The following is a 25,007-nucleotide window of genomic DNA, read 5'->3' on the forward strand; positions in this document are numbered from 1 at the left end:
CGGAAACGTCAATTACAATAATTATTGTAAAAATAAATTTATTTCATTATTGAGCCAATTTCTCGCTTGCGGAGATAATAAATCATAAATTTTAGCTCTAATTTTGTTATAATATTCCTTAATATAATTTATTTCATCAATATTAAGTAGTTTCGTATCAATCAATTTACTAGCATAAGGTACTAGGCTTAAGGTTTCAAATTCAAGCCATCCGCTATTTTCTTTTACGTACATTAAATTTTCGATCCTAATTCCGTATTTTCCTGGAATATAAAAACTCGGTTCATTAGATAAGATCATACCTGCTTGCAGCACGGTTTTATTACGAAGATTTATGCTTTGTGGTCCTTCATGGACGCTTAAGAAGCTCCCTACCCCATGACCTGTACCGTGCGGATAATCTAACATTTCTTGCCATAAATATTGCCGAGCTAGTATATCAAGATTAGCTCCTGCTATGATATTTTTTGGGAATTTTGCTTTAGCTAAAGCAATATGTCCTTTAAGTACTTGCGTATAACGCTTTTTCTGCTCATCAGTCGGCGTACCTATCACGATTGTCCTTGTTATATCGGTAGTAGCACCTTGGTACTGACCACCGGAATCAATCAGTAATATCCCCTGCCCTATAATTTTTTTAGCATTTTCAGGAGCAGCTCTATAATGAATAATGGCACTATTTTCCTGAAATCCGCAAATAGCAGGAAAACTATCAGAAACATAGCCCTCTTGTTTGCCTCGTTGCTCCGTAAGCTTTAAACCTATAGAATGTTCGTCATTGCGAGCAGTCGAAGACTGCGTGGCAATCTCATCATATTCTCCTGAGATTGCTTCGTCGACGCTTTGCGTCTTCTCGCAATGACGAGTACTTTCCTCTAACTCAGCAAAAAACTCACATAAAGCTACTGCATCTTTAATATGAAAATCGATTGCATGCTTAATTTCTACATCGTTCTTACAAGCTTTAAGCGTTAAGCATGGATCGGTAATTTTTTGTACTTTTTTATCAGCTATTAAGTCCATTATATGCACAGAGGCTATAATATCATCAATCAAAATATCGTCATGACTCTTTAAAATATTTTCAAATTCTTCTTCCGGTAAAATTGTTATTTCAGGACGTGCATTAATAATTTCGGCATCAATTCTTGTAGGATCGATAAATAGATATAATTTTGTAGACGTAATGATTACTTTTGCAAACATTAAAGGTGTATAAGCAACGTCACTAGCCCGCAAATTTAGTAACCAACATATGGAAGAGCTATCGAGAATAACTAAGGCACATTGCTCATTATAATTACTAGATCCCGCGGTCAAACCGCGGGATGACAATGCAACTTCCCGACATTTACTTATTTTATCAATATGACTAACGCCTGCAAATTTAATATTATGTAAATAAACTTTAGAGTTTGGCTCTGATGGCTGATTATGCCAAATTTTATCAATTAAATTTCCGTTAATCTTATGAAAATTGAAGTTTAAATTTGATATGGCGGGATAAGTAAATAATTCAGGATCGTAACCTATTTTTATATCTTTACCAAACTTAGATATCTCTTTTAAGTCAAAAATCTGAAATATTGTAGGATCAAGTTCTCTTGCTGCCTGCTCTAAATAACGTCCGTCGGTAAAAAACAATGCTGTATCTTTACATATAATAGCCATACCGTTTGAACCGGTAAAACCTGTTATATATTCAAGCCTTTTGGCATACTCAGGTACATATTCGCTCATATATTTATCGTTAGACGGAATTATATAACCGTCTATATCACATTCTGTGAATAAGCTTCTAAGTAGATTAATGCGGGTTTTTGTCATGTTTATAGCCCTTATGTCATTCCTAGTTCGATGTCATTCCCGCGGAAGCGGGAATCCAGTAATTAAAATGTGCATATACAACAAGTTTTTAAAATTAAAAGCTCGATTTATCTCGCTTTTTTCTAGATTCCCGCTTTCTCGGGAATGACATAAACAAGCTATGCAATGCCTCCGCTCATAGACGGGAATGACGTTTATACCATCCATAATATAAAGGAATACCGAGAATAGTAAAGGAGCTAGCTATAATCAGAGTTTTAATAGGTGTTTCATAGATAACCCATACACAAAAGATAATCGATATTATGGCTATAAGTAAATAATAATAAGAAAAATTTTCTTTTGAGCTAAAAATTACCTTTAAGAAAGCTAAGCTACAAATTAAATAGACGAATAAGAATGTTATCGCCGAGAAATCTATTATTTGCGTAATTTGTGCGGCAAAATTATCATTTGCCGTAAAGATTAATAACGGCACAATTCCAAGGCAGCTTACAATAATTCCGTTAGTTGGAGCGTTATTGCTATTTTTCTTAGCAAAGAATTTCGGTAATAATCCGTCTTCTGCAAGCCCTAGAGCAATCTGTCCGCTAGTTAGCACCCAAGCATTGAGTGTACCTATACATATAATCGAGGCTATAACCGTAATTACACTTGACCATTTACCCCCGAATAATAATGTAGCGGCATCGGCATAAGGAGCTTTAGAGCTAATAAGTTCAGAAGCAGGGATTAATCCCATTATACCTATGCTATTGATAATATATAACACCGCCACGCAGAAAGTTCCAACTATTATGGCTTTTGGAATGGTTTTTGCCGGATCTTTTACCGCTCCTGCCGTGGTAGTTGCACACTCAACACCGATAAATCCCCAAAAAGTAAGAAGTGCAACTCTTCCCATAATGGTTGGAATGCTTAAACTTTCTACTTCTTCAGCTATAGTTATATTATCTATATTAAAATGAGATAATGCACATAAGCCCACTACAAGCAACGGAACGAATTTTAAGAGAGTCAAATAAAACTCTGCTTTTCCTGCTACTTCAGGACCTTTTAAATTTAAAACCGTAATAGCACCTAATAATATTATCTGTAATATTAAATCTAAAATCGCTTGTGATTGAAAAAAAGGCGTTAGATAACCTATTGCCGAAATGACAACTATACTTGTACTGACAAAGGATATAACCCAGTAAGTGAAGCCGGTGAAGAAAGCTATTTTATCCCCGAAACTCTCTCGTACATAAACGTGCGGACCGCCTGTTTTAGGAAATTTTGCACATAAGGATGAGAATACAAGGGCTATACTCATAGCACCGAATAATGAAAGTACCCAGCCCCAAATGCTATATATACCGAACGGTGCTAAACTTAGCGGTAATATAAAAACACTAGTACCGATTTGACTGCCGGTTACTAAGGCAAAAACCGCCCAGAAACCTAATTTTTGCGACATAATAATTTGATTTAAAGAAATAGCTTTAAAATAGCCGAAATAATGATTTTTAGCAATAGTTAAAACTACTATAGGCTATAGGCATTGCTAACTAAAGGCAGATATCGTCATTGCAAAGCCACGAAGTGGCTGCGGCAATCTAGAAAAATAATAAAAGAATACTAATTTAACGCGAATAGCGAATTATTACAAAATCCGCTATTCGGTTAAAACTTTTACGGATGTGCCGTAATTGCTAGAATAGTGATGTTATCTTTGTTTGGTCCGTAATGCCAAAAAATTCTATAAGCAGCAGGAGTATTATTTTCAGCATAAGCTTCAAATATTTCTTCTCCGTTATTTCCTTTAACAGATTTATATTTATAGGTATTTAAACTAGGATGACGAGGATTTGTTTGTAAATATGCTAGTGTACAGATTAGTTAATAAATTAACGTCATTGCGAGGAAAATTACGAAGTAATTCGACGAAGCAATCCAGTTAAAAATTCTGATTTACAGAATTTTTTATTATTTTTCTAGATTGCCGCGTCGCTTCGCTCCTCGCAATGACGATATCAGTTTCTATAAATTTAACTTGTCCTTTAGCAGAATCTTTAATACCGTTATTTAATTGCACTAAAGCCTTTTTGTTATTAAATAGCCAACTTTCTTTTAAAGGTATTTCCGTATATGGCTCTAGAATAATTTGTCCTTTTTTACTATTCACAATGACGTGAAAACTACTTACCCCTTTAGCTAATTTACCAAGTGTTATTCTTCCTTTCGTATCTGGTTTTAATATACATGCTTGGGTCATACAAATTACTTTTTATATTATAACTTATAGAATAATATATAGTGGGTAATTAATCAAGTGGGATTAACATTATTACACGTTAAAAGATTTGCCGCAGCCGCAATTAGCTTTTTCGTTAGGATTGGTGAAAGTGAATTGGGATTTGAATTTAGTCTCTACATAGTCCATTTCAGAACCTAGAATATACATTAATGCTTTTGGGTCGATTAGTATCCGTACGCCCTTTTCTTCTACTACTTCATCGAATTGATTTTTACTATCTGCATATTCAACGTAATAAGTCTGACCGGCACAACCGCCGGCTTTAACCCCTACCCTAATACCAAAGGTAGGCTTGGCTCGTTTTTCTATTAGCAATTTTACTTGCTTTGCAGCAGAATCGGTTAATGAAATAACATTTTTCATGTTTTAAGAGTCTTTTTTGCTTTCTTTTTTCTGTTTGTAATCGGCAATAGCTGCTTTTATTGCATCTTCAGCAAGTAGTGAGCAATGTAATTTTACCGGCGGGAGCGATAATTCTTTTGCTATCTCAGTATTTTTAATTTCTCCGGCATCATTTATCGATCTTCCTTTAACCCATTCCGTTACTAAAGAACTTGAAGCAATAGCTGAACCGCAGCCGAATGTTTTAAATTTAGCATCTGTAATAATCCCGTCATCATCAACTTCGATTTGTAACTTCATCACGTCACCGCAAGCAGGAGCTCCAACTAGTCCTGTTCCAACATTTTTTTTCTCTTTATCAAGCGACCCGACATTACGAGGATTTTCATAATGATCTATCACTTTTTTGCTATAAGCCATTGTTATTCTCTAAAATTTGGTTTTATTTGTTTCAACGTCATTGCGAGGAGCTAAGCGACGCGGCAATCTCAGGAATTTTATACTACTTAATGAGATTGCTGCGTCGGCACTATGTGCCTCCTCGCAATGACGATTTTTAGTGGGTAGCCCATTTAATCTTTTTTAAATCAATCCCCTCTTGCACCATTTCCCAAAGAGGACTTAATTCCCTTAATTTATCGATTTTTGAGCATATTAAATCTACTGCGTAATCAACTTCCTGCTCGGTAGTAAATCTACCTATGCCGAACCTAATCGAAGTATGGGCAAGCTCTTCACCTATTCCCATGGAACGTAAAACATATGACGGCTCTAAAGAGGCAGAAGTACAAGCAGAACCAGAAGAAACCGCTAAATCTTTAATGGCAAGGATAATTGATTCTCCCTCTACTCCGGCAAAGCTTAGATTTATATTGCCTTTATATCTTTGATTTTTATCACCGTTTAAATAAACTTCCGAAATTCGGTTATGTATATTATTTAAAAATCTGTCGAATAAGTAATTTACGTGCTTAGTATCTTTTTCCATCACACTATACGCTATTTCAGCAGCCATGCCAAGCCCTACGATTAAAGGAGTCGGTAGCGTACCCGAACGCATACCTCTCTCCTGTCCACCACCGTTTATGAGTGGCGTAACACGCACACGAGGTTTTTTCCTTACATATAACGCCCCTATTCCTTTCGGACCGTAAATTTTATGCCCTGAGATACTAGCAAGATCAATATTAAACTCGTTAACGTCAATTGGAATTTTACCGAATCCTTGAGCAATATCAGAATGAAAAAAAACGCCTCTTTCACGGCAAATTTTTCCTATTTCCTTTAAAGGCTGAACAACACCTATTTCATTATTAACCGCCATAACTGAAACTAACATAGTCTGATCAGTAATAGCATTTTTTAGAGTTTCTAAATCGATTATTCCATTTGGTTTAATTGGTAAGTATGTGATTTTTATACCTTCCTGCTCTAAATGCCTGCAAGCATCAAGTACACATTTATGCTCACTAACTACTGTAATAATATGATTCTTTTTATTGCCGTAAAATTTTGCTATTCCCTTTATTGCAAGGTTATTGGATTCGGTTGCACCAGAGGTAAAAATAATTTCTTTAGTATCTGCTCCTATTAACCTTGCTACTCTACTCCTTGCCTCTTCAACGGCGTTTTCTGCTTCCCAGCCGAAAGAATGGCTACGTGAATGAGGATTCCCGAACTTGGTAGTAAAATATGGCAACATTGCCTCCATTACTCTTGGATCAAGCGGTGTTGTTGCCTGATAATCCATATATATAGGTAGGTTTGGATTGTTTAATTGTGGGTTCATATGGTTATAAATGTTAAATAGTTTGTTTTTCGTCATTGCGAGAAGAATTACGTAGTAATAAGGGCGAAGCAATCTCAGGAGTATTATTTCATGAGATTGCCACGCAGCCTACGGCTGCTCGCAATGACGGTTTGGGTATCCACGCAACAATGCCCGTTCGCAATGACGAGTTGGAAAGTTCATATATCATAAATCTCCTCAAAAGCTTTTATAAATACTTCTATATCCTCAATTGTATTAGCATGGCTTAAAGATATCCTAATTGAAGATTTTGCCTCTTCTTCACTCATGCCCATATTGGTTAACACGTGCGATTTAGATATTTTTCCTGATGAACAAGCAGAGCCGGAACTTACACAAATATTACGTAAATCAAATCCGATTAATTTCACTTGTGCATCCGTACCTGGTACAGTAAATAAAGTAGTATTAGGTAATCTTTGTGCATTTCTACTAATAATATTTACTTTAGGATATTTTTTTAATTTTTTCTCTAAAATTTCTTGTAAGTCTTTGATTTTTATGTAATTTTCCGAGATGCTTTCTCTTCTCAGTTCAGCCGCAAAACCAAGTCCTGCAATTGCTAAAACATTTTCAGTACCTGAGCGTACGGATTTTTCCTGCCCACCTCCTATAATTATCGGAGTAAGCTGAAAGCGAGAAGTAGAAATTAAAGCAGCTCCTCCCTGCCCACCTCCTATTTTATGTCCTGAGATTGTAGCAAAATCTAATCCTAACTCTTTGATATTTATATGTATTCTGCCAAAACCTTGCACTAAATCACTATGAAATTTTGCATCATATTTTTTAGCTATTTCACTTATTTTGGTTATATCTTGCAGCACCCCGCTTTCATTATTAGCCATAATTATAGATACTAATTTTTTTGTAGCGCTACTTTGTGACAATAATTCTTCTAGATGCTCTAGATCAAGCAAACCTTGATTATCAACTTTTATAACTTTAATATTTGGAGCGTAGTTTATATGGTTATAGATCGATAAATGTTCAATAGCCGATATGAAAATATCACCGTCATAAAAATTTTTCATTATTAAATTATTACTTTCAGTTCCGGAAGAAGTAAAAGTAATATCATATTTTCCCGCAAATAATGATATACCAAGTGCTGCAGCTAATTGAAAACGGGCTTCTTCTATAACATTCCTAGCAAACACACCTGATCTATGTATTGACGAAGGGTTAAGCTCTTTATCCATCAAACTTATTATATATCCTTTAACCTTGGGATCGATAAAGGTAGTGGCATTATGGTCTAAATATATCATATATTTAAATTTAAGTTTAAAGCATCTTTAATCGAGATATTTTCAAAATAATCTCTAATATGCTTACTAAGACCTTTCCATAATTTGTGCGAATTACATTTTATTGTATCAGGCACGCAGGTTTTAACTGACTTCTTATAGCAGGTAGTCATTATAAAATTTTCGTTAACGGCGTCCATAATATCAGAAATTTTTATTTCTTCTAGGTTACCTATTAAAATATACCCGCCCTTCGATCCTCTAATAGCTTTAACTAGATCAGCTTTTTTAAGTTTAGAAAATATCTGCTCTAAATAGTTAAGCGATATATTTTGTTTTACGGAAATTTCATTCAAAGTGACCGGTTCAGCACTTGATTTTGCAGCCATTTCAAGTATTGCCATTACGGCATATCTTCCTTTCGTCGTCAGCATCATATAACCAACCTATTAAAACTTAAAATTGTTTTATATCTACAATACCCAAGTAATTTAGTCAAGTATATAATTATATCATTTAATAAATCATTTAATAAAAAATTAGCTTGTTAATATAAACTAAAATTTAATTGCGTAGAATCTGTTAGAAGTGAGAAAGAAAGAGAGAATATTATAAATAAGCTATTAATACAGCATTAACTAGGGATATTGTTGCATGGATACGCGAGAAGAATTACACAGTAATTCGACGAAGCAATCCAGTAAAAAATTCTGTATATCAGAATTTTTTTAATTACTTTTCTGGATTGCCGCATCGCCTACGACTTCTCGCAATGACGACCTGGGTTTCTACGCAACAATGCCTCCTCGCAGAGATGACATCATTATTTACCCACGTCCCCTGTTTGTTATTCTATTTCTAGCTTTAGGTTTTGAAGAAGCAGCAATATTTTTTAAATTAGCTTGATAATTTTTAATTTTTTCTATTCTATTTTCTCTTAGTTTTTCATGCTTGGTTTTAGCACTTTTTCCAAAACCTACTTTGGTTTCCATATCTTTTATAAAATCAGTAACAAATATTCGTGGATGTCCTTGAATATCGATTTGACAATTTTTATCTAAAGCACCGGGCATAGTTTCTTGTATTTTTTTTACAGCACGGTACATATCTAAAGCTTCAGGTTGATAATGACCGCTATTATTACTAAGATAATCAATTTTTCCTCTATTATTTATACCAATAATACCCGCAGTTTCTGCCGGTATTCCCCCTAAAAACGAAGCATGAGTGAGGTTAGGTATTGTTTTATCCGCTTCATAGACTCCTTTATGAGGAGCTATATAAATTGCTCCATCTTTTCCCATTACAAATGCTTGAACATCTCTCATACTTTTACTTTCTTTGCCAATAGTAGTTGCTACTCTTCCTCTAGCATCAAGTAAGATTTGAGCAGAGGTATTATATGATAATTGACAAGTTTTTCGCTCTTCAGAACTCATTTTTAACATATTAAATTCTTCTAGATTAACTTTATGTTTACCTTGAGCTATTTCTTGAAGATAACGGTCTTGCTGAACTACTTTAACTCTTACAGAATCTACTATAGCATCGTTTAATTTTCCTAACTCATGTTCCGGTATTAAAGCAGCCTTAAATTTATTTATTAACCTATTCCAATTATCTCTAGCTGTAGTTTTTGGATCTCTAAAAGGTGTATCAATATTTCTTCCGGCATCCCCAACTAGATAAATTTTATTATCTTTTTGGATTAAGTTGTCTTTGTATAAAGGCTCTCCTTCTTGATTCATAAGTTGACCTTTTCTTTCAATAGCAGCTAATTGACCATCCTTATAAAGGATAATTTTTTCATTATTTAATCCAAGCTTTGAATTAATTTGTATTTTACCTTGATGATTTAAATTACCAATACCGATACCATCAATATCCGCAATTTGAATATCTCTATTTTTATCAACAAATTTTCTAATTTCTTCGGGATTATTAATAAATTGACCGTTATCCTTTAATATTCCTTGTATATCGCCGGTAGTATAAGTAAATTCTTCTTTGATTGTTTTTGTATCCTTTATAAGACCTACTGCAACGAAAATTTGTTGAAAGAAATTTAGATTTCTCTTTACTTCAACATTTTTTACTCCAGTAGCTTCTCTTTCATGAATTACCAATTGATCCGGCTTTAAGTAGCCGCTTTTATCATAAATATTAATTACTCTTCCTCTTAGAGGATTTAAAATCACATATTATATAATAACCGATTTTTCTTATATATAACTCGACAGGCTCTTGTTAATTTGCCAAATAGCGACAAATACTAAACAAGTTGTGAACATTTGTAGTAGCTGTAATAATATGCTTAATTCTGGTATTAATATAATAATAACCGGTTGTAATATTATCGGGACTCCGCTTGAAAACATTACTAACCTTATAGAAGTTTGTATTGAAGTTTTAGTAGTAAGTAAATTAGCTAAGCTATATACTAACAAAACTATAATACTTCTCTCTAATAAGAATGTTACAAACCAAAATAATATAATAGCCGGCATAACGAAATAAATAAATAAATTTGGTGCATATAATAAATTATCGGCAAAATATTTTTTTATTATTTCAGGAGTTAAAATTACTTCATTTTGTTTGAATATCTCAGAATAGTTAACGGTACTTGGGAAAATTTTCTTAGTATTGGCTACAATTAAATTTATCTTCAGCTTATTCTCTTCAAGTACAAACGGTATTTTGCTTTTTTCTTTATTAGAAACTTGATTTTTTGTATCAATGACAACTATTTTATTGTTATTCTTGCTATATAAATATATAGGCTCTACTTCTTCAACTGAAATTTTTGAATTATTATATTTAATTTCCGGTAATTGATTGATAATATATTCAATATTGTCTGTAACTTTTGATGATTGTATTCCGTTAAAATAATCTTTTAAAGTTATTATGTAATTTAATATAAAAATACAATAAATTATTGATGGGATAAAAGATAAGGTAAATAAATATCTTATTCCGTACCCTTGATAGTTTTTATATACGTCTTTATAAAACTCTATAGAGCTAATTGATAAACGTAATTGACGGAGTAATGCATTTAATCCTCCTAATATAAATGATAATAAATACATGTATAAGTAATTTATTTAAGTTTCTCACCCTCTTCCTTCTTTAATCCGGTTGAGGTTAGCTATTAAGTCAGTTCTTGCACAGGCTTTGATTAAATTTTTGGCTATATTAATTGTGATTTAAGTATTTTCTCTATTTCTATTATATCATTTTGACTAAGTTGGGTCAAAGTGCAGAATAAAATTAACCCTATTTTGTATGCCATTATAAAACACTAAAGGATATATGAAAGGAAATTTTTTGTTTTTTATTACTTTTATATGATATTCATAAATATTTAACATATACCTAAATAACCGAAAAGCCATATAATAGTGTGTGACACGAGGTTATCTCAAAGAGTTATTTCCGCTAGGCAGGAAACCATCCATGTCACTAGATGAATCTAAGGGTACGAAAAAGAGCTACCCTGACAATGTGATGAAATACCGTTAAGCATAGGGAAAATCTTGTGAGAGTAATTCCTTTCTGATAATCATGATAAAGATATCTGATCCTTATGCACGATTCTTAGGAGATGGGCAATTGCTGCTTACCTGATTTTGCATTTATTTGGTATCAGAAGAGATTAACATTAGATAATATTACTATTTTCACCCTTTTCATCCTGCACGTAAAGATCATTTTTTTTATTCAATATATCATCACGGTTTGTATATAAAGATTTGATAAATAAAGTAGAGTTCTTTAAAGCTAGTTGCACGGTTAAATTATCCATGTCATGTCTTTTTAAAGCTTTAGGAAACACGAATTCTTTAATTATCTGTATTGTAGTTTGAGATTTCGGAGAATTTGATACAGGAGTTTTTGGAAGATTTATTATTTCGTTTTTACGTTCTTAGGTATTATTAATAGCTATTTTCTTTAAGCTATCGTCTAAATCTTCCATTCCAATTGCATTGCGAATAATATCGTTTATACTAATTACTTCATTTCCACGTTTTCTCTCACGCCTTACTTCTACTATACTGCAAGCCAAATCTGTTAATATATCTATTAAAAGATTTTGCGTTATTAAACCTAAACTTTTTGCTAATATTTTTATTATACCCTCTTTCTCATTAATATTATTTTTAAACATTTTAGTTTCTGCAATAAGACAAGCTTTTATGATACCATCTATATTCCAATAAAATGTATTACAGTAATCGTATAATAATGGGCTTTCTTGTGCTAAACTTTCAGCCTCTCTGAAAATTTCTGCTTTTTGTATTGTTCTACTGTCTTTTAGTATTTTATTATGGCTATCTATCTTAATTTCATGGGCATCTAATCTTTTATTTGCTCCAGCATCTAGTAATTTAAAATTACTGATTTTCAACCTTATTTTCGCATCGTGAATTATTTTGGTTGCAAACTTTAGTTTGTTAGGGCATTTAAATATTTGTTTTTCTTCTTCAGGCTTAAGCTTTTCATTCTTAATAAAGCAATTAAATTGTTCTTGGGATTCTAATTCGTTAAATAGTTGCCCTCTTAGTTCTTTATTAATTTCTGCCGGATAAATAGTGGCTATTTTCTTTAAATTAACCTCACTAAATTTATATATTAGATGTTCACCGAAAATACTTCTTTTTTCTAACAACATTACGAACTTATCTTTATTATCACCTGCATAAGATAAAAGATATTTTTCAGTGGAAAGTTTGGCATTTTCATTTGTAATACTACTTACATTGTTAATATCGCTTGCCGCTATTTTAAGAGCTAAACCTTTGTTCAGGAATAAAGGTTTATGCGTTTTATATTGTTCTGCTAACGGATCATCTGTTTCCACAAGTAATTTAGTTGCAAACTCTTCTAAACTTACTATTTTTCTTGCTGAATTATCGGTTTTAAATATTTCATAGTTTCTATCTTCAAATATTATCTTGCCTTCTATTTCTTGCTCCTTACTAACCGATACCGTAAAAGTAAAATTATATTTCTTTATACAGCTCAAAATAAACTTACTCTCTAACTCATTTATCACACCGCTTTTTAATATGCTTTGACATATTTCTTTTAAAAATATTCGTGTTTCACTTATATTCGGTAATTCGTTAAAGCATCGATTAAACCATTCTATTACTTCAGGATTTTTACCTTTCTCATATTCTTGAGTGAGGTGGTGGGTTATTTTGTGTAGGACGATTTTGGCGTCTATTTCTATATACAACTCTTTATCAAAATTTTGAGTTCTATTTAGAGCAATTATGTTTATCAACCTATTAACTTGTTTATAACTAGCTTTATCAAATGATTTTACATTTATTATATTAATTAAACTTATAGCAGCTGCATATTTGACATCTTCATTGTAGTAAGGGTTATTAAGAAGTAGCCCTTTTAAAACACTATATGCTCTTTCTTCTAGATGAGGTATTACTTCCACTATTCCTGCTAAATTCATAACAGCCTCACACCTAATATAATTATCAATGTTAGAATTTATAATCAACTCTTTTATCCCTATAAATACTTCTATTGCTATATTAGGCTTTATTTCTATTATCTCGACTAAACTCCAAACAGCTACATATCTGATATAACAGTTAGGATTATTAAGCAGCTCTTTCAATCCAGCAATTATTTCTTCTGACGGTATCACTGCTACTATTTCTGCTAAACTACTAGCAATGTCACATCTAATAAAATTTTCAGTATTATGATCATTAATCAGCTTTTTCAAAACACTAAATGCTTCTTTTGCCATACTAGGATTTGCTCTTACTATCTCTGATATGCTCTTAGCAGCTTCAGAGATTGAAATAATTATCAGGCTCACTAAACGCGTCTTTTAATATTGTAAATACGTATTCTGCGGCATCAGGTTTTACTCGTACGATCTCAATTAAAATATTAGCAACTTCGGGCTTAAGATAATTATTAGACTCCATAATTTCATCTTTCAATACTGTAAATACTTCTTCAGTAGTATTAGGTTTTACTCGCACGATCTCAATTAAGCTTTTAGCAACTTCAGATTTTAAATAATCATCAGAATCAGGATTACTCAACACCTTTTTTAATATTGTAGATACTTTTTCTGCTATATTAGACTTTGCTTTTACTAATCTTACCTAAACTATTAACAGCTGCATGCTTAATATATTTATCAGAATCACTAAGCAACTCTCTTAATACTGCAAATACTTCTTCTGCAGTACTAGGCTTTACTTTTACTACTTCTCCTAAAGTTCTAACTGCTGCGTCTCTAATATAACTATTAGAATCATTAATTAACTTTTTTAATATTATAAATACTTCTTCTGTGGTACTAGGCTTTATTTCTATTACCACAACTAAACTCCAAATAGCTGCATACTTAAGAGTTTTATTAGGACCATCAACTAGTTCTTTCAATGCTTTAAATGCGGATTCTACATGCATTGCTTTTACTACTTCCTTTAAGCTTCTAACGGCTTCTCCCTTAACATAACTATGAGTATAATTATCAATATCAAGCACCACTAAGCAGCTCTTTTAATGTATCAAATGCTTCTGTTGTGTGCATTATTTTTACTACCTTAACCATACTATCGATAGCTGAATACATAACAACATCATCACTAAGTAGCTCTTTCAACATTTTAAATGTTTTTTTTGCTAAATTAAGATTTGCTTTTACTATCTCAACTATACCATCAATAACTGCAAATTTGATACTTTCGTCGGAATCATTAAGTAGTTCCTTCAATACTTTGAATGCTTCTTTTGCTAAGCTAGGGATTGCTTTTACTATCTCAATCATGCTAGTAGTAACTAAAGATTTATTTTGTAATTTTTGTACTTGTTTTAATAATTCTTCATCTAAATCAGGCATAATATTAATTACTTTAATCAATATTATATTTATACAGCTATTTAATTCCCAAATATTTAATAATAATGTTATTGTGTTTAAACTTTCTCGTACTACTTTTTCATCTATTGTCTCATCTAATTTTTGTAATACTAACTCCTTTAATTGCTTATTTTAAACTTTTAATAAGCTGATTAATCTTGTATAAACTTTAGTTTTACTGCCCCATTCATGCCTATTTACCAAACTGGTTATTATTCCTACAGATGCTTTTAATTCCTGGAAATCAGTTTTGCTTTTTCGTAATTTTTCATTTACTGTTTTAATTATTTTTTCCGATAAATAGCCGCTGTCTATTATATGTTGTTCCCAAATTGTAATATCTTTTAATACAATATCATCTATTAAATTTTGGATTTGTGTTAGATTTGGTATTCTGTTATCAAATTTCCCATTAATTTTGCTTTGAGCTAACAAGTGCATTAATAATATAATCTTTCTTTCAATTCCTAGCTCTAATATACCATCAACATTACATGTTACGGCTTCCCAAAATATTTCTATTAATTCTTGATTATTATCATTATTTACTATTCCGGCTAAAAACTTCAGAGTCATTAGATATTTCGGGTCGTTTCTATGCTTACCTATACAATTCGCTGCTTTGTATTTTGTGATGTTATCTGCTAACTGATTTTTTAAATAACATGCAGCTATATATTCTTGAAATGTTAAATGAATAAATTGATGATTTAGATTTCTTATGCTTTCGCCCGTTTCTTCTGCTTTAAGCAGCCCAAGCTTATTTATTTTTTCTATATTAAGAGTTTTGAAATTCTTATCGTCTAACTTTGCTTTTATTAATTGATGTGTTACTAGCTTCCCTGTATTTACCAAAGCTTCAAAGGCTATTTCTTGTAAGAACTGCAATTCAGGTGTAGATAATATTTGTCCGTCAGTAATATTTACTATTCTTTCATTTTCAAATTTCTGAAAATATTTTTTTCCAAGCCATATTACCACCTCTTGATATAGCTGACTTATATTAAAATCTTCATCACTGTTTTTTTGAAATTTATCCCTTATATCTTTATCGCTCCAAACCAAACATATTAATGCAGTATTGATAGGAACTTCGCATATTTCTTTTATTTGGCTATGAGTATCCAAAAAGCTTTTTAATTGCACTCCTAGCTCTTTATCATACTCAAAATTTTTATTTACATATTGCTCTATTCCCTCACTATCCCAGCCTGTATTTTCTACTTTCCGCTCAAACCTGTTACTCATTTCTTCTATAACCGCATTAGGTCTAGAAGTCATTATTACGTTTTTATATTCTAATATTTTATCTATTAACTTTTTAAATTCATCTCGAATATTTAAATGTGCTACTTCGTCATATCCGTCAAGTAATAACAACATCTTATCTTTATTTTGGATATCCATTATTTTCTTAACGCTTAAGGTACTTTCGCTACCGCCTAAACAATAATGGATAAAACAATTAAGCTTACTTTGAGATAAATTATTAATATCAAAATACCCACTATAACCGTCTTTCCAACTTTCATTTAATAGCTCTTTTAACTTAACTCTAAAAACATAATCAAACTTATCGTTCCATAACTCCCCTTTTCCCCATTTATAAGATAGATAGTGCATTAACGTAGTTTTACCTATTCCTGCACTACCAAGTAACAATACTTTACCTATATCTGCTTGAATTCTGCTTATCGATTCAGCTATATTTTTTATTTCCGATTCACTTTTATTAGGTAGATTCCTGCGAAGTATATCAAACTTTTTTTTCTCATTTTTTTCTTCGTTTAGTAACTCAACTATATTATCAATTTGATACTCCTTATTAGGTAGCTCTTTCTTAAGCAGCCCCCTTATCTTTTCTTTTGTATCTATGGCTTTAAAAATATTCTCTATTTCTACTGATTTCTTTTCTCCAACAACTTTATCGCGTAATGCTGCTTTACCTGCTTCATCATCTTCACTCAGTAATATCTGTAATTTTACATAATATTCCTCTAAAGACTGAGCTTTGATTTTCTCATCTTCTATTAACTTTGGTAAAGTATTGTGAGAGCTATATAAGATTTTTAACTTGTCAGTTACTGATTTTGAAGTAGAAGGCTTCATATTTTTACTTAATGGTAGAAAATATATTTTATTAGAAAACCTAATTAGATTAAAACAATTATAGGTGTGAGTTTAAGAATTTAAATTTGTTTAAGCAATTTAAAATTGATTAACCAAAATAATTTATTTTTTTATTTATTGCAACTAATAATTATCAAGTCGCAATAATTATTATGGGATTAGAGCTAAGTAAAATTTTACGAAGAAAATAATTTTAATTAGAGGTAGTATTAAAGTTCAATATTATATATAAGTTTGTTGATAAAAAATGATTTATTTACTAATATCTATATTTCCATAAAATAATATTAGTTTTATATGCTACTGCTACTTCCTGAAATAACTTTGACTTTAATAGCACTTTTAGGGCAATTTTTTGCCGTAATTATCCCAAATAAAAATAGAATTATTTCTAATATCATTATTTTATTATGTATATTATCAATTTTTCTTACCTTTAAGTACTCAAGCTATGAAGGAGTATGGTACTCATTTGCTACCGGAATAAATATCGGTATTAGTAAAAGCATAGTGCTGCTATTCACTATTATATCCATGATTATATACCGTGATTACTCTATTCTTATTGCTGAGGAATTAAAGTTTGAATTTATCACTTTAATATTATTATCGGTCGTAGGTATTTTTGTTGCAATTTCATCACGGAATTTTCTATTATTATTCTGCGGTATGGAGCTTACTGCTTTAACTTCATATGCACTTGCAGGATTCAAATTAAATGATATTAAATCATCGGAAGGTGCTTTAAAATATTTTATTTTAGGTAGTTTAGTTAGTTGTTTATCATTATTCGGGATTTCTTTTATATACGGATTCGGCGGAAGCCTACAATTTGAGGATATCTTATATAAACTAAATAATAATTCTGGGATGAATCTTGGTTTAATAATCGGTATTGTATTATTTTTAAGTAGTATTTTCTTTAAACTCTCAAGCGTTCCACTCCATTTTTGGGTCCCTGACGTATATGAAGGATCACCGATTAGTTCGGTTACTTATTTCACCGCTGCCTCAAAAATAGGTATGGTTATTGTTTTATTAAATATTAGTAAATTAATTATAGGTAATTACTATCCTATTAATTATAATTTAATAAAGATAATTGCTATATTATCTATGCTGTTTGGAGCTTTTGGAGCCATTCGTCAAACTTCTCTAAAAAGATTAATGGCTTATAGTACTATTTTAAATATCGGTTATGTATTAATCGGCGTTCTTCTGCATAATCAAGAAGGGTATAAAGCAGCTTTACTATATATTCTAATATATGCGGTAGGAAGTATAGGATTTTTTACTTGCTTAATTATGCTACTCGGTAAAGACGCCGATAAAGCTAGTTTTAAAACTATACAAGGAATTGCAGAGAACCATAAAACTATAGCTGCCATAATTAGCATAGTTATGTTCTCGATGATCGGAATTCCTCCTCTCACAGGATTTTTCGGTAAATATTACCTTTTTTACCAAGCAATTAATCAAGAAGAATTCATATTAGCTTATTGTGGTATTTTTACCAGCGTAGTTGCTGCTTTTTATTATCTTAAAGTAGTAAAAGCCATGTATTTTTCTAAAAAGATTGAGATAATTAAGCTTCCTATGCTATATGGGCTTTTACTGATTAATTACTTAGTTGTAGGCTTCTTGTTGCTCGGTTCATTTATTATCTCGTTTTAGCCGGTGTAGACTTTTTATTAACAACACTAGCCGAAGTAATTTTTGTAGGCTTCATAACCTTTTCTTTTAGATTCTTTATATGTTTTAGATCTTCTTCATCTAATTTTAATAAATCTTGGTCTTTCTGTTTAGTTTTTCTACCTAAACCTAATTGTCTTGGAGTAACACTAACAATATCATCCGTTCCGACTTCTTTCTTGAATTTTTCTAGAGCGTCTACATATTCTCTATTTGTGTCTATATTTGTCTTTACAGATTTTTGTTTTGGTTCTTTCTTTATTTTATCAGAAGAATCAGCTAAATTTCTTTCATCTTTAATATCTTCATCTAACTTTCTAGCTTTTTTAGCTAAACCTAATTGACTTGGAGTAACACTAACAATATCATCCGTTCCGACTTCTTTCTTAAATTTTTCTAGAGCGTCTACATATTCTCTATTTGCATCTATATTTGTCTTTGCTGATTTTTGTTTTGGTTCTTTCTTTATTTTATCAGAAGAATCAGCTAAATTTCTTTCATCTTTAATATCTTCATTTAAACTTTTTATTGTCTTTATTAAATGTTTTTTCGCACTATCCCTAATACCGAGTATTTCTAAAATTCTTGCAAAACTAGTAGTAATTTTATTTCTTAATTTAAGTTTTTGTCCTCCTTTTTTTCTTTCTTCATAATTAAGAATTTTCTCAAAATAATCAGGATATTCTTTCATTAATGTTTTTAATCCTTGCTCTTTCACTTCGTAATAAGGAAAACTATATTTTTTAGAAATTAAGCTATTTACTTTAATTTCTAAGCCGTATTCCTTTAAGGACTCTTGCCTTTTTTTCATTGTATCTATTAAACTAGCCTTAATTTCTTCAGGCATTATTTCTTTAGACTTTTTATTATTAAATTTCTTTGGCATTGCTTGTTTTGCAAATTCTGCAATTGCTTCATTACTATAATATTTAGTTAATTCATCAAAACTTTTATCAATGGTTTTGCTTAAATCAATTTTAGAAACTGCAAGTAAGCTATCGGCAAAATTAGGATTTTTTGTTCTTAAATTAGAAGGAAATTCTCTAAAATGGTTAGTGGGACCGAATCCAGGCAAATGTTTGGCTCTTGAATGCGGATATATATTATTTGTTAAATTATCAAAACTACCGGCAAAATCAATTCTTACTAATTTAGGTAAAGTTTTTGGATTTTTTTGATCTCTGATAACACCTATATTTCCAACATGTATATCAAAATCGCCGATCAATAAACTTGCCGGCATAATGTTTTCAAAGTTCTGATACTTAATTTCCTTAAAAGCATTTTCTAAGGTTCTAAATAATTTATTTCTAGCCCCCATAAAAAGCGGTCTACCGCCGTCCTTTCTAAACCAAGAACTCGGTTTAGTTTTAGCAGACATATGTTTATCCATGTCCACATACATATCACTACTATAATTCTCAAAAAATTCAGATTTGACATATATTTGTGAATCAACGGCTTTAGATTTATTAAAATCATCAGGAGCAATTAAATTAACCTTTGCTCCATTCCCGGGACTTATAGCTTCAAAAATTTGGGAGCCTAAAAACTCGGCTATATTTTTTGAGCTTGAAGCCTCTTTTTTTATCATCGCCGTAATTTTACCGTCTGAGCTTTGATATACGCCGCCATGCTCTCCTGCTTCATTAGCTCCGCCTCCTTTAGGCTTTAAAAAATTCCAACCTTTAATTACTGATTTCTTATCTTTGATCATTTTTTTCGCTCCATAATACAAAATTTGGATTTAAGTATATTTAATTCCAATTAAATAAAATATATATATTATATATACGAAGATCAACTTCAAAAAGAGCAAGGAGTCCACAAGACGAGGAGCGGAGCGTATACTTAATACGTGAACACCGCAGTATTTGTAGGACGACGTAGCCAATTTTTGAAGTTCATCGGGTATTATTTAATATTTCAGCTACTTCAAGAGCAGCATAGGTAAATATACCGGTTGCACCGGCACGTTTAAAACTAATTAATGACTCCATCAAAGCTTTCTCCCAATCAATTGCCCCTGCTTCTGCTGCAAATTTTAACATTGCATATTCTCCGCTAACCTGATATGCAAAAATTTTAGCATTAAAATTATTCGCCGCTTCACGAATAACATCCAAAAACATCATACCGGGCTTCACCATAACCATATCGGATCCCTCTGCTATATCATGCTCAATCTCAAGCATTGCTTCCTTAATATTACGTACATCCATTTGATAGCTTGATTTATCTAAATAATTCTTTTTATTACTCTTAACAGCATCACGAAACGGACCGTAAAAGCTTGAAGCATATTTAGCGGCATAAGCAAGAATTCCAACATTTATAAATCCCTCTTTGTCAAGATATTCCCTTATAGCCCCGATTCTTCCATCCATCATATCGGAAGGTGCAACAATATCTACTCCGGCTTTTGCTAGCACTAATGCTTGATTACATAAAGCTCTTACCGATCTATCATTATCAACTTCCCCATGATGCACAATACCATCATGACCGCTTGTAGTGTAAGGATCAAGTGCTACATCACATATTATACCGATATCAATATTAGCATTTTTGATGCTTCTAATAGTTCTACATATTAAATTATCTAAATTATAAGCTTCATCGGCATTTTCACTTTTTAGACTTTGATCAATACTAGGAAATAATGCAATAGCATTAATACCAAGTCCTGCTGCTTTTTTTGCCGTCTCTACTATTTGATCTATAGAGTAGCGATATATACCGGACATAGTTTTAATTTCTTGTCTTTCATTATGTCCTTCAACAACAAATAAAGGCAGCACTAAATCATTAACCGATAAGCTACTTTCGGCTATTAATTCTCTAAGCCAAAAAGCTTTTCTATTTCTTCTAAGTCTAATAAGGGGGTACATAAAATTCACATCTCATTTTAGTTAATAACTTGGATTCTAATATATAAAATATATAACCTAATTATCTTATAGTAAAAATATTGCATTACAAAAAGAAATTTTACTTGCAATTTATAAAAAATTTAAGCAAACTAACGAAAATAAAAATATGGTTTAATTATGTAAATAAATATAGGAGCTTAATATGGCACAAGATAATATTCCAAAATCAGTAAAAGATAGAATAAAAGAGTGGGAAAAAAAATCAAATATATCAGATACCCCACCAAAAAATACAAAACCGGCTGTTCCTCCAAAACCTACTCCTGAGAAAATAAAGGCATGGAACGAGGAACATAAAAAACAGACTGACTTAACTACACATTCCCAAGCACTTGATATATTTGTCGATACCACATCTCCACAAGTAGAAACCCAAAAGCCTATTATTTTTTCAAAACCCGCTCCGGAACAAACAAAAGTACCGGAAGAAACACCTAAAAAACAATCTAATTTAACCGTACAAGAAAAAATAGAGAAATTTTTTAAAAATCATAATATTGATACCAAAGATGCTTTTATTCCGGAATTTAGCCGCTATATAGAATTAAGCAATTCTATGGCAGGAAAGCGTCTTGATGTTACTGTTAAAGCTTATGAACAATCATTAGGACGACTAATAAATCAAGTAGGAGTACCTCAAAAGGAGTTTGTTTCTTTTATAGAAGATGAGCTAATAAAGAATCATCCACATAAAGATAAATTTGAGAAAATCAATCAACATTATAAATTACCTGAACCACCTAAATTACCTGATATAATTGATAATCTTAGAGAATTAGTAAACAATGATGATATAATAGGTCATTTAAAACAAAGTAGAAAACACATTGAATTTAAAGAAAAAGTAAATAACCTTATTCAAATTTATGATGATAATAAACATAATCCAGCTGCTATAACTAAAGTTGAAGCAAAACTGAAAGAGGTAGGTAAATGGTGTGAAGAAATTACAAAAATGGATAATAATCCTATTTGGAAAAATATTGGTAATTTTATAAAATATTCTTTTACCGGAGATAAAGCTAAAGCTGCTTTTTATAAAGACGCTATAAAAAATTCTACTCAAAATACTAAAAAAGCTATAGCAGAAATACAAAAATCTCTTACTAATCCTTCTCCTCATTCATCTAATGTTCCACCGTCGAAGAATAAAGGAGAAAGATATAGAAGCTAATAAAAACTTTTAGGATCGATATCTATTTTTAGATGGCAAAAAGAAGGAATTTTTATAAGGCTTAGCCAAAATTTTAAATATTTCTGCAAATTAAATTTCTTATCGGCTATAATAAGTATCCGGTAACGATATTTACCGGCGAGCTTTGACATTAATGAGCTTGCCGGTCCTAAAATTTTCACGTTTGCTTTTGGTGCAATTCGGACCATAGCTCTAGCAATCTCTAAAATTTTAGACTCATTGGAACCTGATAAAATTACCGATGCCGTTTTGGAAAATGGCGGCATATCTGCTGATTTTCTTATTTCAAGTTCATTTGCAAAAAAACTATCTTCATCGCCGGCTTTAACATAACTAAAAATTATATTATCAGGATAATAGCTTTGTAAATATACTACACCTTTACCATCTCCCCTACCCGCTCTACCGCCTACTTGATGTAGTAGCTGGAAAGTCCGCTCAGATGCTCTAAGATCGGCGTTATTACTCCCAAGATCGGCATCTATTACTCCAACTAAAGTAAGATTTGGAAAATGATAGCCTTTCGTTATCATTTGCGTTCCTATTAATATATCAATTTCTAAATTTTCCATTTGATGTAGAAGCTGTGCTATTCTTTCAGGGTTTTTAGCATGATCTTTACTTATCACCGCAATTTTATTCTCAGGAAAGAGTGCTTTCGCTTCTTCCTCTATTCTTTCTATACCTGGACCACAGATAGTTAATGTTTCATCCTCTAGACATTCAGGACAAGAACTAAAAATTTTACTTTGATAACCGCAATGATGACATTCAAGTTTTTTAGTCGCTTTATGTACTACCATCCAAGAAGAGCAGAATTTACAGGTAAATCTATGACCACAAGCTTTACATAGCATGAGCGGAGCATAACCACGCCTATTAAGAAACAATAATACTTGCTTTTTATTATCTAAATTATCTTTGATAGCTTCTATAAGAATCTTGGATAAATAGGAATTCTTAGATAGCTTTTCTTTAGTCATATCGATTATTTCTATATTCGGCAAATCGACATTATTGTATCTATTAACCAATGTAACCAATTGATATTTACCTATTTCTATATTATACATCGTTTCAATAGACGGTGTTGCCGAACACAAAACAATTTGTGCTTTATCAAATGTACCTCTTACGATAGCCGTATCCCGAGCATTATATAATATACCGTCATCTTGTTTATAGGAATCGTCATGCTCTTCATCTATAACCACCAAACCGAGATTTTTAAAAGGTAAAAACAAACTACTTCTAGCCCCAATTACTACTTTAACTTTATCGCTTAATATACCTCTTAAAATCATTTTCTTTTGAGCTTTGGTAACGCTTGAGTTCCATATGATAGGCTCAAAACCGAATCGCTCTATAAAACGATTAATAATTTGTGTACTTAAAGCAATTTCAGGCAGCATAATAAGCACTTGTTTACCTTTTACTAAGTAATCTGCTATTAGATGAAAATATATTTCTGTTTTACCTGATCCCGTAACACCTTTAATAAGTGTTGGCTTATTACTTTCATTCAAAATTGTTACTGCTTGTTTCTGCTCTTCCGACAAATCAGGTAGCACAAAGCTATTATTTACTTTCTGCTCTTTAACTTTAATCGGTTTTTCAGCAATATCTATAGGTAATACTAACTTGGCTATACTCCCAAGTTCTGACATATAGTAGCTACTCAACCATTTAATTAATTCTAAAACTTCTGAAGTAATACTTAAATCTAGCGGTACTTTTTCTTTTACGGTTTTTAGTTTCGATGCTTCAGGAATAGTAGCAAACTCCCATACTATGCCGGTTAATTCTTTACTTCTAAAAGGCACGATGACAAGATCGCCGATATTTAAAACTAAACTTTCAGGGATTAAATAATCTAGAGGGAATAATTTTGCTGCCGGTAATAATATTTTTGCTATTCGCATATATAATGTATTTTATAATTTTTTTTTTATTATATACTAAACTGATAAATTATAGAAACCTAGATGAATAAAGATAAAAAAATTATTATAGCAATTTCCGGAGCATCAGGTGCTATATACGGTATTCGTTTGCTTGAAGTACTAAAAGAACAAAATATCGAAACTCATTTAGTTATTTCAGAGGGAGCAGCTCTTACTATAAAGCTTGAAACTAAATATTCTATAGATGAAGTTAAGTTTCTCGCTAATTATTATTATGATGATAAAGATTTAGGTTCTACTATTTCAAGCGGCTCTTTTAAAACTTCAGGCATGATAATAGCCCCTTGTAGTATGAAGACCTTAGCAAGTATCGCTCACTCAATGGAAGATAGTTTAATTAGTAGAGCAGCAGGTGTTGTACTTAAAGATAGACGGAAACTTATTTTAATGACCCGTGAAACGCCTTTGCATATTGGACATTTAGAAAATATGTTAAAAGTAGCGAATTACGGCGGTATCATAGCACCGCCCGTGCCGGCTTTTTATAATAATCCTAAAGCAATAGATGATATAGTAAATCATTCTATTACTAGAGTTTTAGATTTTTTCGATATTGAAACTAATTTAATTAAACGCTGGGGGAGTTATAAGCAATAAAGTATCAACTTTACTATTAAAACTTGCATTAAAAAAAGCCCGTAAGACCATTAAT

The 25,007-nt window shown here is 31.5% G+C and carries 22 protein-coding genes and 1 pseudogene; 3 read left to right on the top strand and 20 right to left on the bottom strand.

Features of this window, described 5'->3' with window-relative positions:
- Nucleotides 1-21: 21 nt before the first annotated feature.
- From RF_RS04495 to RF_RS04585, 17 genes and pseudogenes are all read right to left on the bottom strand, one after another.
- Nucleotides 22-1,827: an aminopeptidase P family protein gene (locus RF_RS04495; protein WP_011271168.1), complete on the bottom strand. Its 1,806-nt coding sequence runs from the start codon at nt 1,825-1,827 to the stop codon at nt 22-24.
- Between the two features lie 175 nt (nt 1,828-2,002).
- Nucleotides 2,003-3,286: an APC family permease gene (locus RF_RS04500; protein ID WP_011271169.1), complete on the bottom strand. Its 1,284-nt coding sequence runs from the start codon at nt 3,284-3,286 to the stop codon at nt 2,003-2,005.
- Between the two features lie 480 nt (nt 3,287-3,766).
- Entirely contained in the window at nt 3,767-4,084 is a 318-nt protein-coding gene (locus RF_RS04505; protein WP_011271170.1) for a hypothetical protein, read from the bottom strand.
- Nucleotides 4,085-4,156: 72 nt separating this feature from the next.
- Entirely contained in the window at nt 4,157-4,489 is a 333-nt protein-coding gene (locus RF_RS04510) for an iron-sulfur cluster assembly accessory protein (RefSeq protein WP_011271171.1), read from the bottom strand.
- A gap of 3 nt (nt 4,490-4,492) precedes the next feature.
- Nucleotides 4,493-4,888 carry a Fe-S cluster assembly scaffold IscU gene (iscU, locus tag RF_RS04515; protein WP_011271172.1) on the bottom strand — a complete coding sequence of 132 codons (396 nt, stop codon included), beginning with the start codon at nt 4,886-4,888 and terminating at the stop codon, nt 4,493-4,495.
- A gap of 136 nt (nt 4,889-5,024) precedes the next feature.
- Entirely contained in the window at nt 5,025-6,257 is a 1,233-nt protein-coding gene (locus tag RF_RS04520) for an IscS subfamily cysteine desulfurase (protein WP_041405321.1), read from the bottom strand.
- 179 nt (nt 6,258-6,436) lie between these two features.
- Nucleotides 6,437-7,546 carry a cysteine desulfurase family protein gene (locus tag RF_RS04525; protein ID WP_011271174.1) on the bottom strand — a complete coding sequence of 370 codons (1,110 nt, stop codon included), beginning with the start codon at nt 7,544-7,546 and terminating at the stop codon, nt 6,437-6,439.
- Nucleotides 7,543-7,962, bottom strand: coding sequence for a Fe-S cluster assembly transcription factor (locus tag RF_RS04530; RefSeq protein ID WP_011271175.1), 420 nt, complete (start codon nt 7,960-7,962; stop codon nt 7,543-7,545). Before RF_RS04530 ends, RF_RS04525 begins: the two co-directional genes overlap by 4 nt.
- 390 nt (nt 7,963-8,352) lie before the next feature.
- Nucleotides 8,353-8,598 (bottom strand): hypothetical protein, encoded by a 246-nt coding sequence (locus tag RF_RS04535; protein WP_039595006.1) that lies wholly within the window; start codon nt 8,596-8,598, stop codon nt 8,353-8,355.
- 1,149 nt (nt 8,599-9,747) lie between these two features.
- The gene (locus RF_RS04545) at nt 9,748-10,620 is read right to left on the bottom strand and encodes a DUF1189 family protein (protein ID WP_011271177.1); all 873 of its coding nucleotides are present in this window, start codon (nt 10,618-10,620) and stop codon (nt 9,748-9,750) included.
- 198 nt (nt 10,621-10,818) lie between these two features.
- A pseudogene (locus RF_RS09050) lies at nt 10,819-10,932 on the bottom strand (Rpn family recombination-promoting nuclease/putative transposase); the annotation flags it as partial.
- Nucleotides 10,933-11,192: 260 nt separating this feature from the next.
- A complete protein-coding gene (locus RF_RS11485) occupies nt 11,193-11,366 on the bottom strand; it encodes a hypothetical protein (RefSeq protein WP_231564275.1) in 174 nt (57 codons plus the stop codon).
- 90 nt (nt 11,367-11,456) lie between these two features.
- Complete coding sequence (locus tag RF_RS11490) at nt 11,457-13,382, bottom strand: HEAT repeat domain-containing protein (protein WP_011271178.1); 1,926 nt, start codon at nt 13,380-13,382, stop codon at nt 11,457-11,459.
- Nucleotides 13,354-13,614: a hypothetical protein gene (locus RF_RS04565; protein WP_143549683.1), complete on the bottom strand. Its 261-nt coding sequence runs from the start codon at nt 13,612-13,614 to the stop codon at nt 13,354-13,356. Before RF_RS04565 ends, RF_RS11490 begins: the two co-directional genes overlap by 29 nt.
- Nucleotides 13,615-13,651: 37 nt before the next feature.
- A complete protein-coding gene (locus RF_RS04570; RefSeq protein WP_011271179.1) occupies nt 13,652-14,068 on the bottom strand; it encodes a HEAT repeat domain-containing protein in 417 nt (138 codons plus the stop codon).
- The gene (locus tag RF_RS10605) at nt 14,058-14,441 is read right to left on the bottom strand and encodes a hypothetical protein (protein ID WP_049749308.1); all 384 of its coding nucleotides are present in this window, start codon (nt 14,439-14,441) and stop codon (nt 14,058-14,060) included. The genes RF_RS04570 and RF_RS10605 overlap by 11 nt, the downstream gene beginning before the upstream one ends.
- 132 nt (nt 14,442-14,573) lie before the next feature.
- Nucleotides 14,574-16,550 carry an NACHT domain-containing protein gene (locus tag RF_RS04585; RefSeq protein WP_011271181.1) on the bottom strand — a complete coding sequence of 659 codons (1,977 nt, stop codon included), beginning with the start codon at nt 16,548-16,550 and terminating at the stop codon, nt 14,574-14,576.
- Nucleotides 16,551-16,868: 318 nt separating this feature from the next.
- Between RF_RS04585 and nuoN the strand changes: the two genes are divergently transcribed.
- Nucleotides 16,869-18,245, top strand: a complete 1,377-nt coding sequence (gene nuoN / locus RF_RS04590; protein WP_011271182.1) for an NADH-quinone oxidoreductase subunit NuoN — start codon at nt 16,869-16,871, stop codon at nt 18,243-18,245.
- On the opposite strand, the gene RF_RS04595 is transcribed toward nuoN, so the two are convergent.
- Nucleotides 18,232-19,980 (bottom strand): hypothetical protein, encoded by a 1,749-nt coding sequence (locus RF_RS04595; protein ID WP_011271183.1) that lies wholly within the window; start codon nt 19,978-19,980, stop codon nt 18,232-18,234. The genes nuoN and RF_RS04595 overlap by 14 nt on opposite strands.
- Before the next feature lie 187 nt (nt 19,981-20,167).
- Nucleotides 20,168-21,154, bottom strand: coding sequence for a porphobilinogen synthase (hemB, locus tag RF_RS04600; protein WP_039595078.1), 987 nt, complete (start codon nt 21,152-21,154; stop codon nt 20,168-20,170).
- Nucleotides 21,155-21,338: 184 nt separating this feature from the next.
- Here hemB and RF_RS04605 point away from each other — a divergent pair, with 184 nt between their 5' ends.
- Complete coding sequence (locus tag RF_RS04605) at nt 21,339-22,370, top strand: hypothetical protein (protein ID WP_011271185.1); 1,032 nt, start codon at nt 21,339-21,341, stop codon at nt 22,368-22,370.
- Here the strand turns inward: RF_RS04605 and RF_RS04610 are convergent.
- Entirely contained in the window at nt 22,367-24,313 is a 1,947-nt protein-coding gene (locus tag RF_RS04610) for a primosomal protein N' (RefSeq protein WP_011271186.1), read from the bottom strand. The genes RF_RS04605 and RF_RS04610 overlap by 4 nt on opposite strands.
- Before the next feature lie 63 nt (nt 24,314-24,376).
- On the opposite strand from RF_RS04610, the gene RF_RS04615 reads away from it, so the two are divergent.
- Nucleotides 24,377-24,952: a UbiX family flavin prenyltransferase gene (locus RF_RS04615; protein WP_011271187.1), complete on the top strand. Its 576-nt coding sequence runs from the start codon at nt 24,377-24,379 to the stop codon at nt 24,950-24,952.
- Nucleotides 24,953-25,007: the final 55 nt, after the last annotated feature.

Source organism: Rickettsia felis URRWXCal2, from assembly GCA_000012145.1.
GTDB lineage: Bacteria > Pseudomonadota > Alphaproteobacteria > Rickettsiales > Rickettsiaceae > Rickettsia > Rickettsia felis.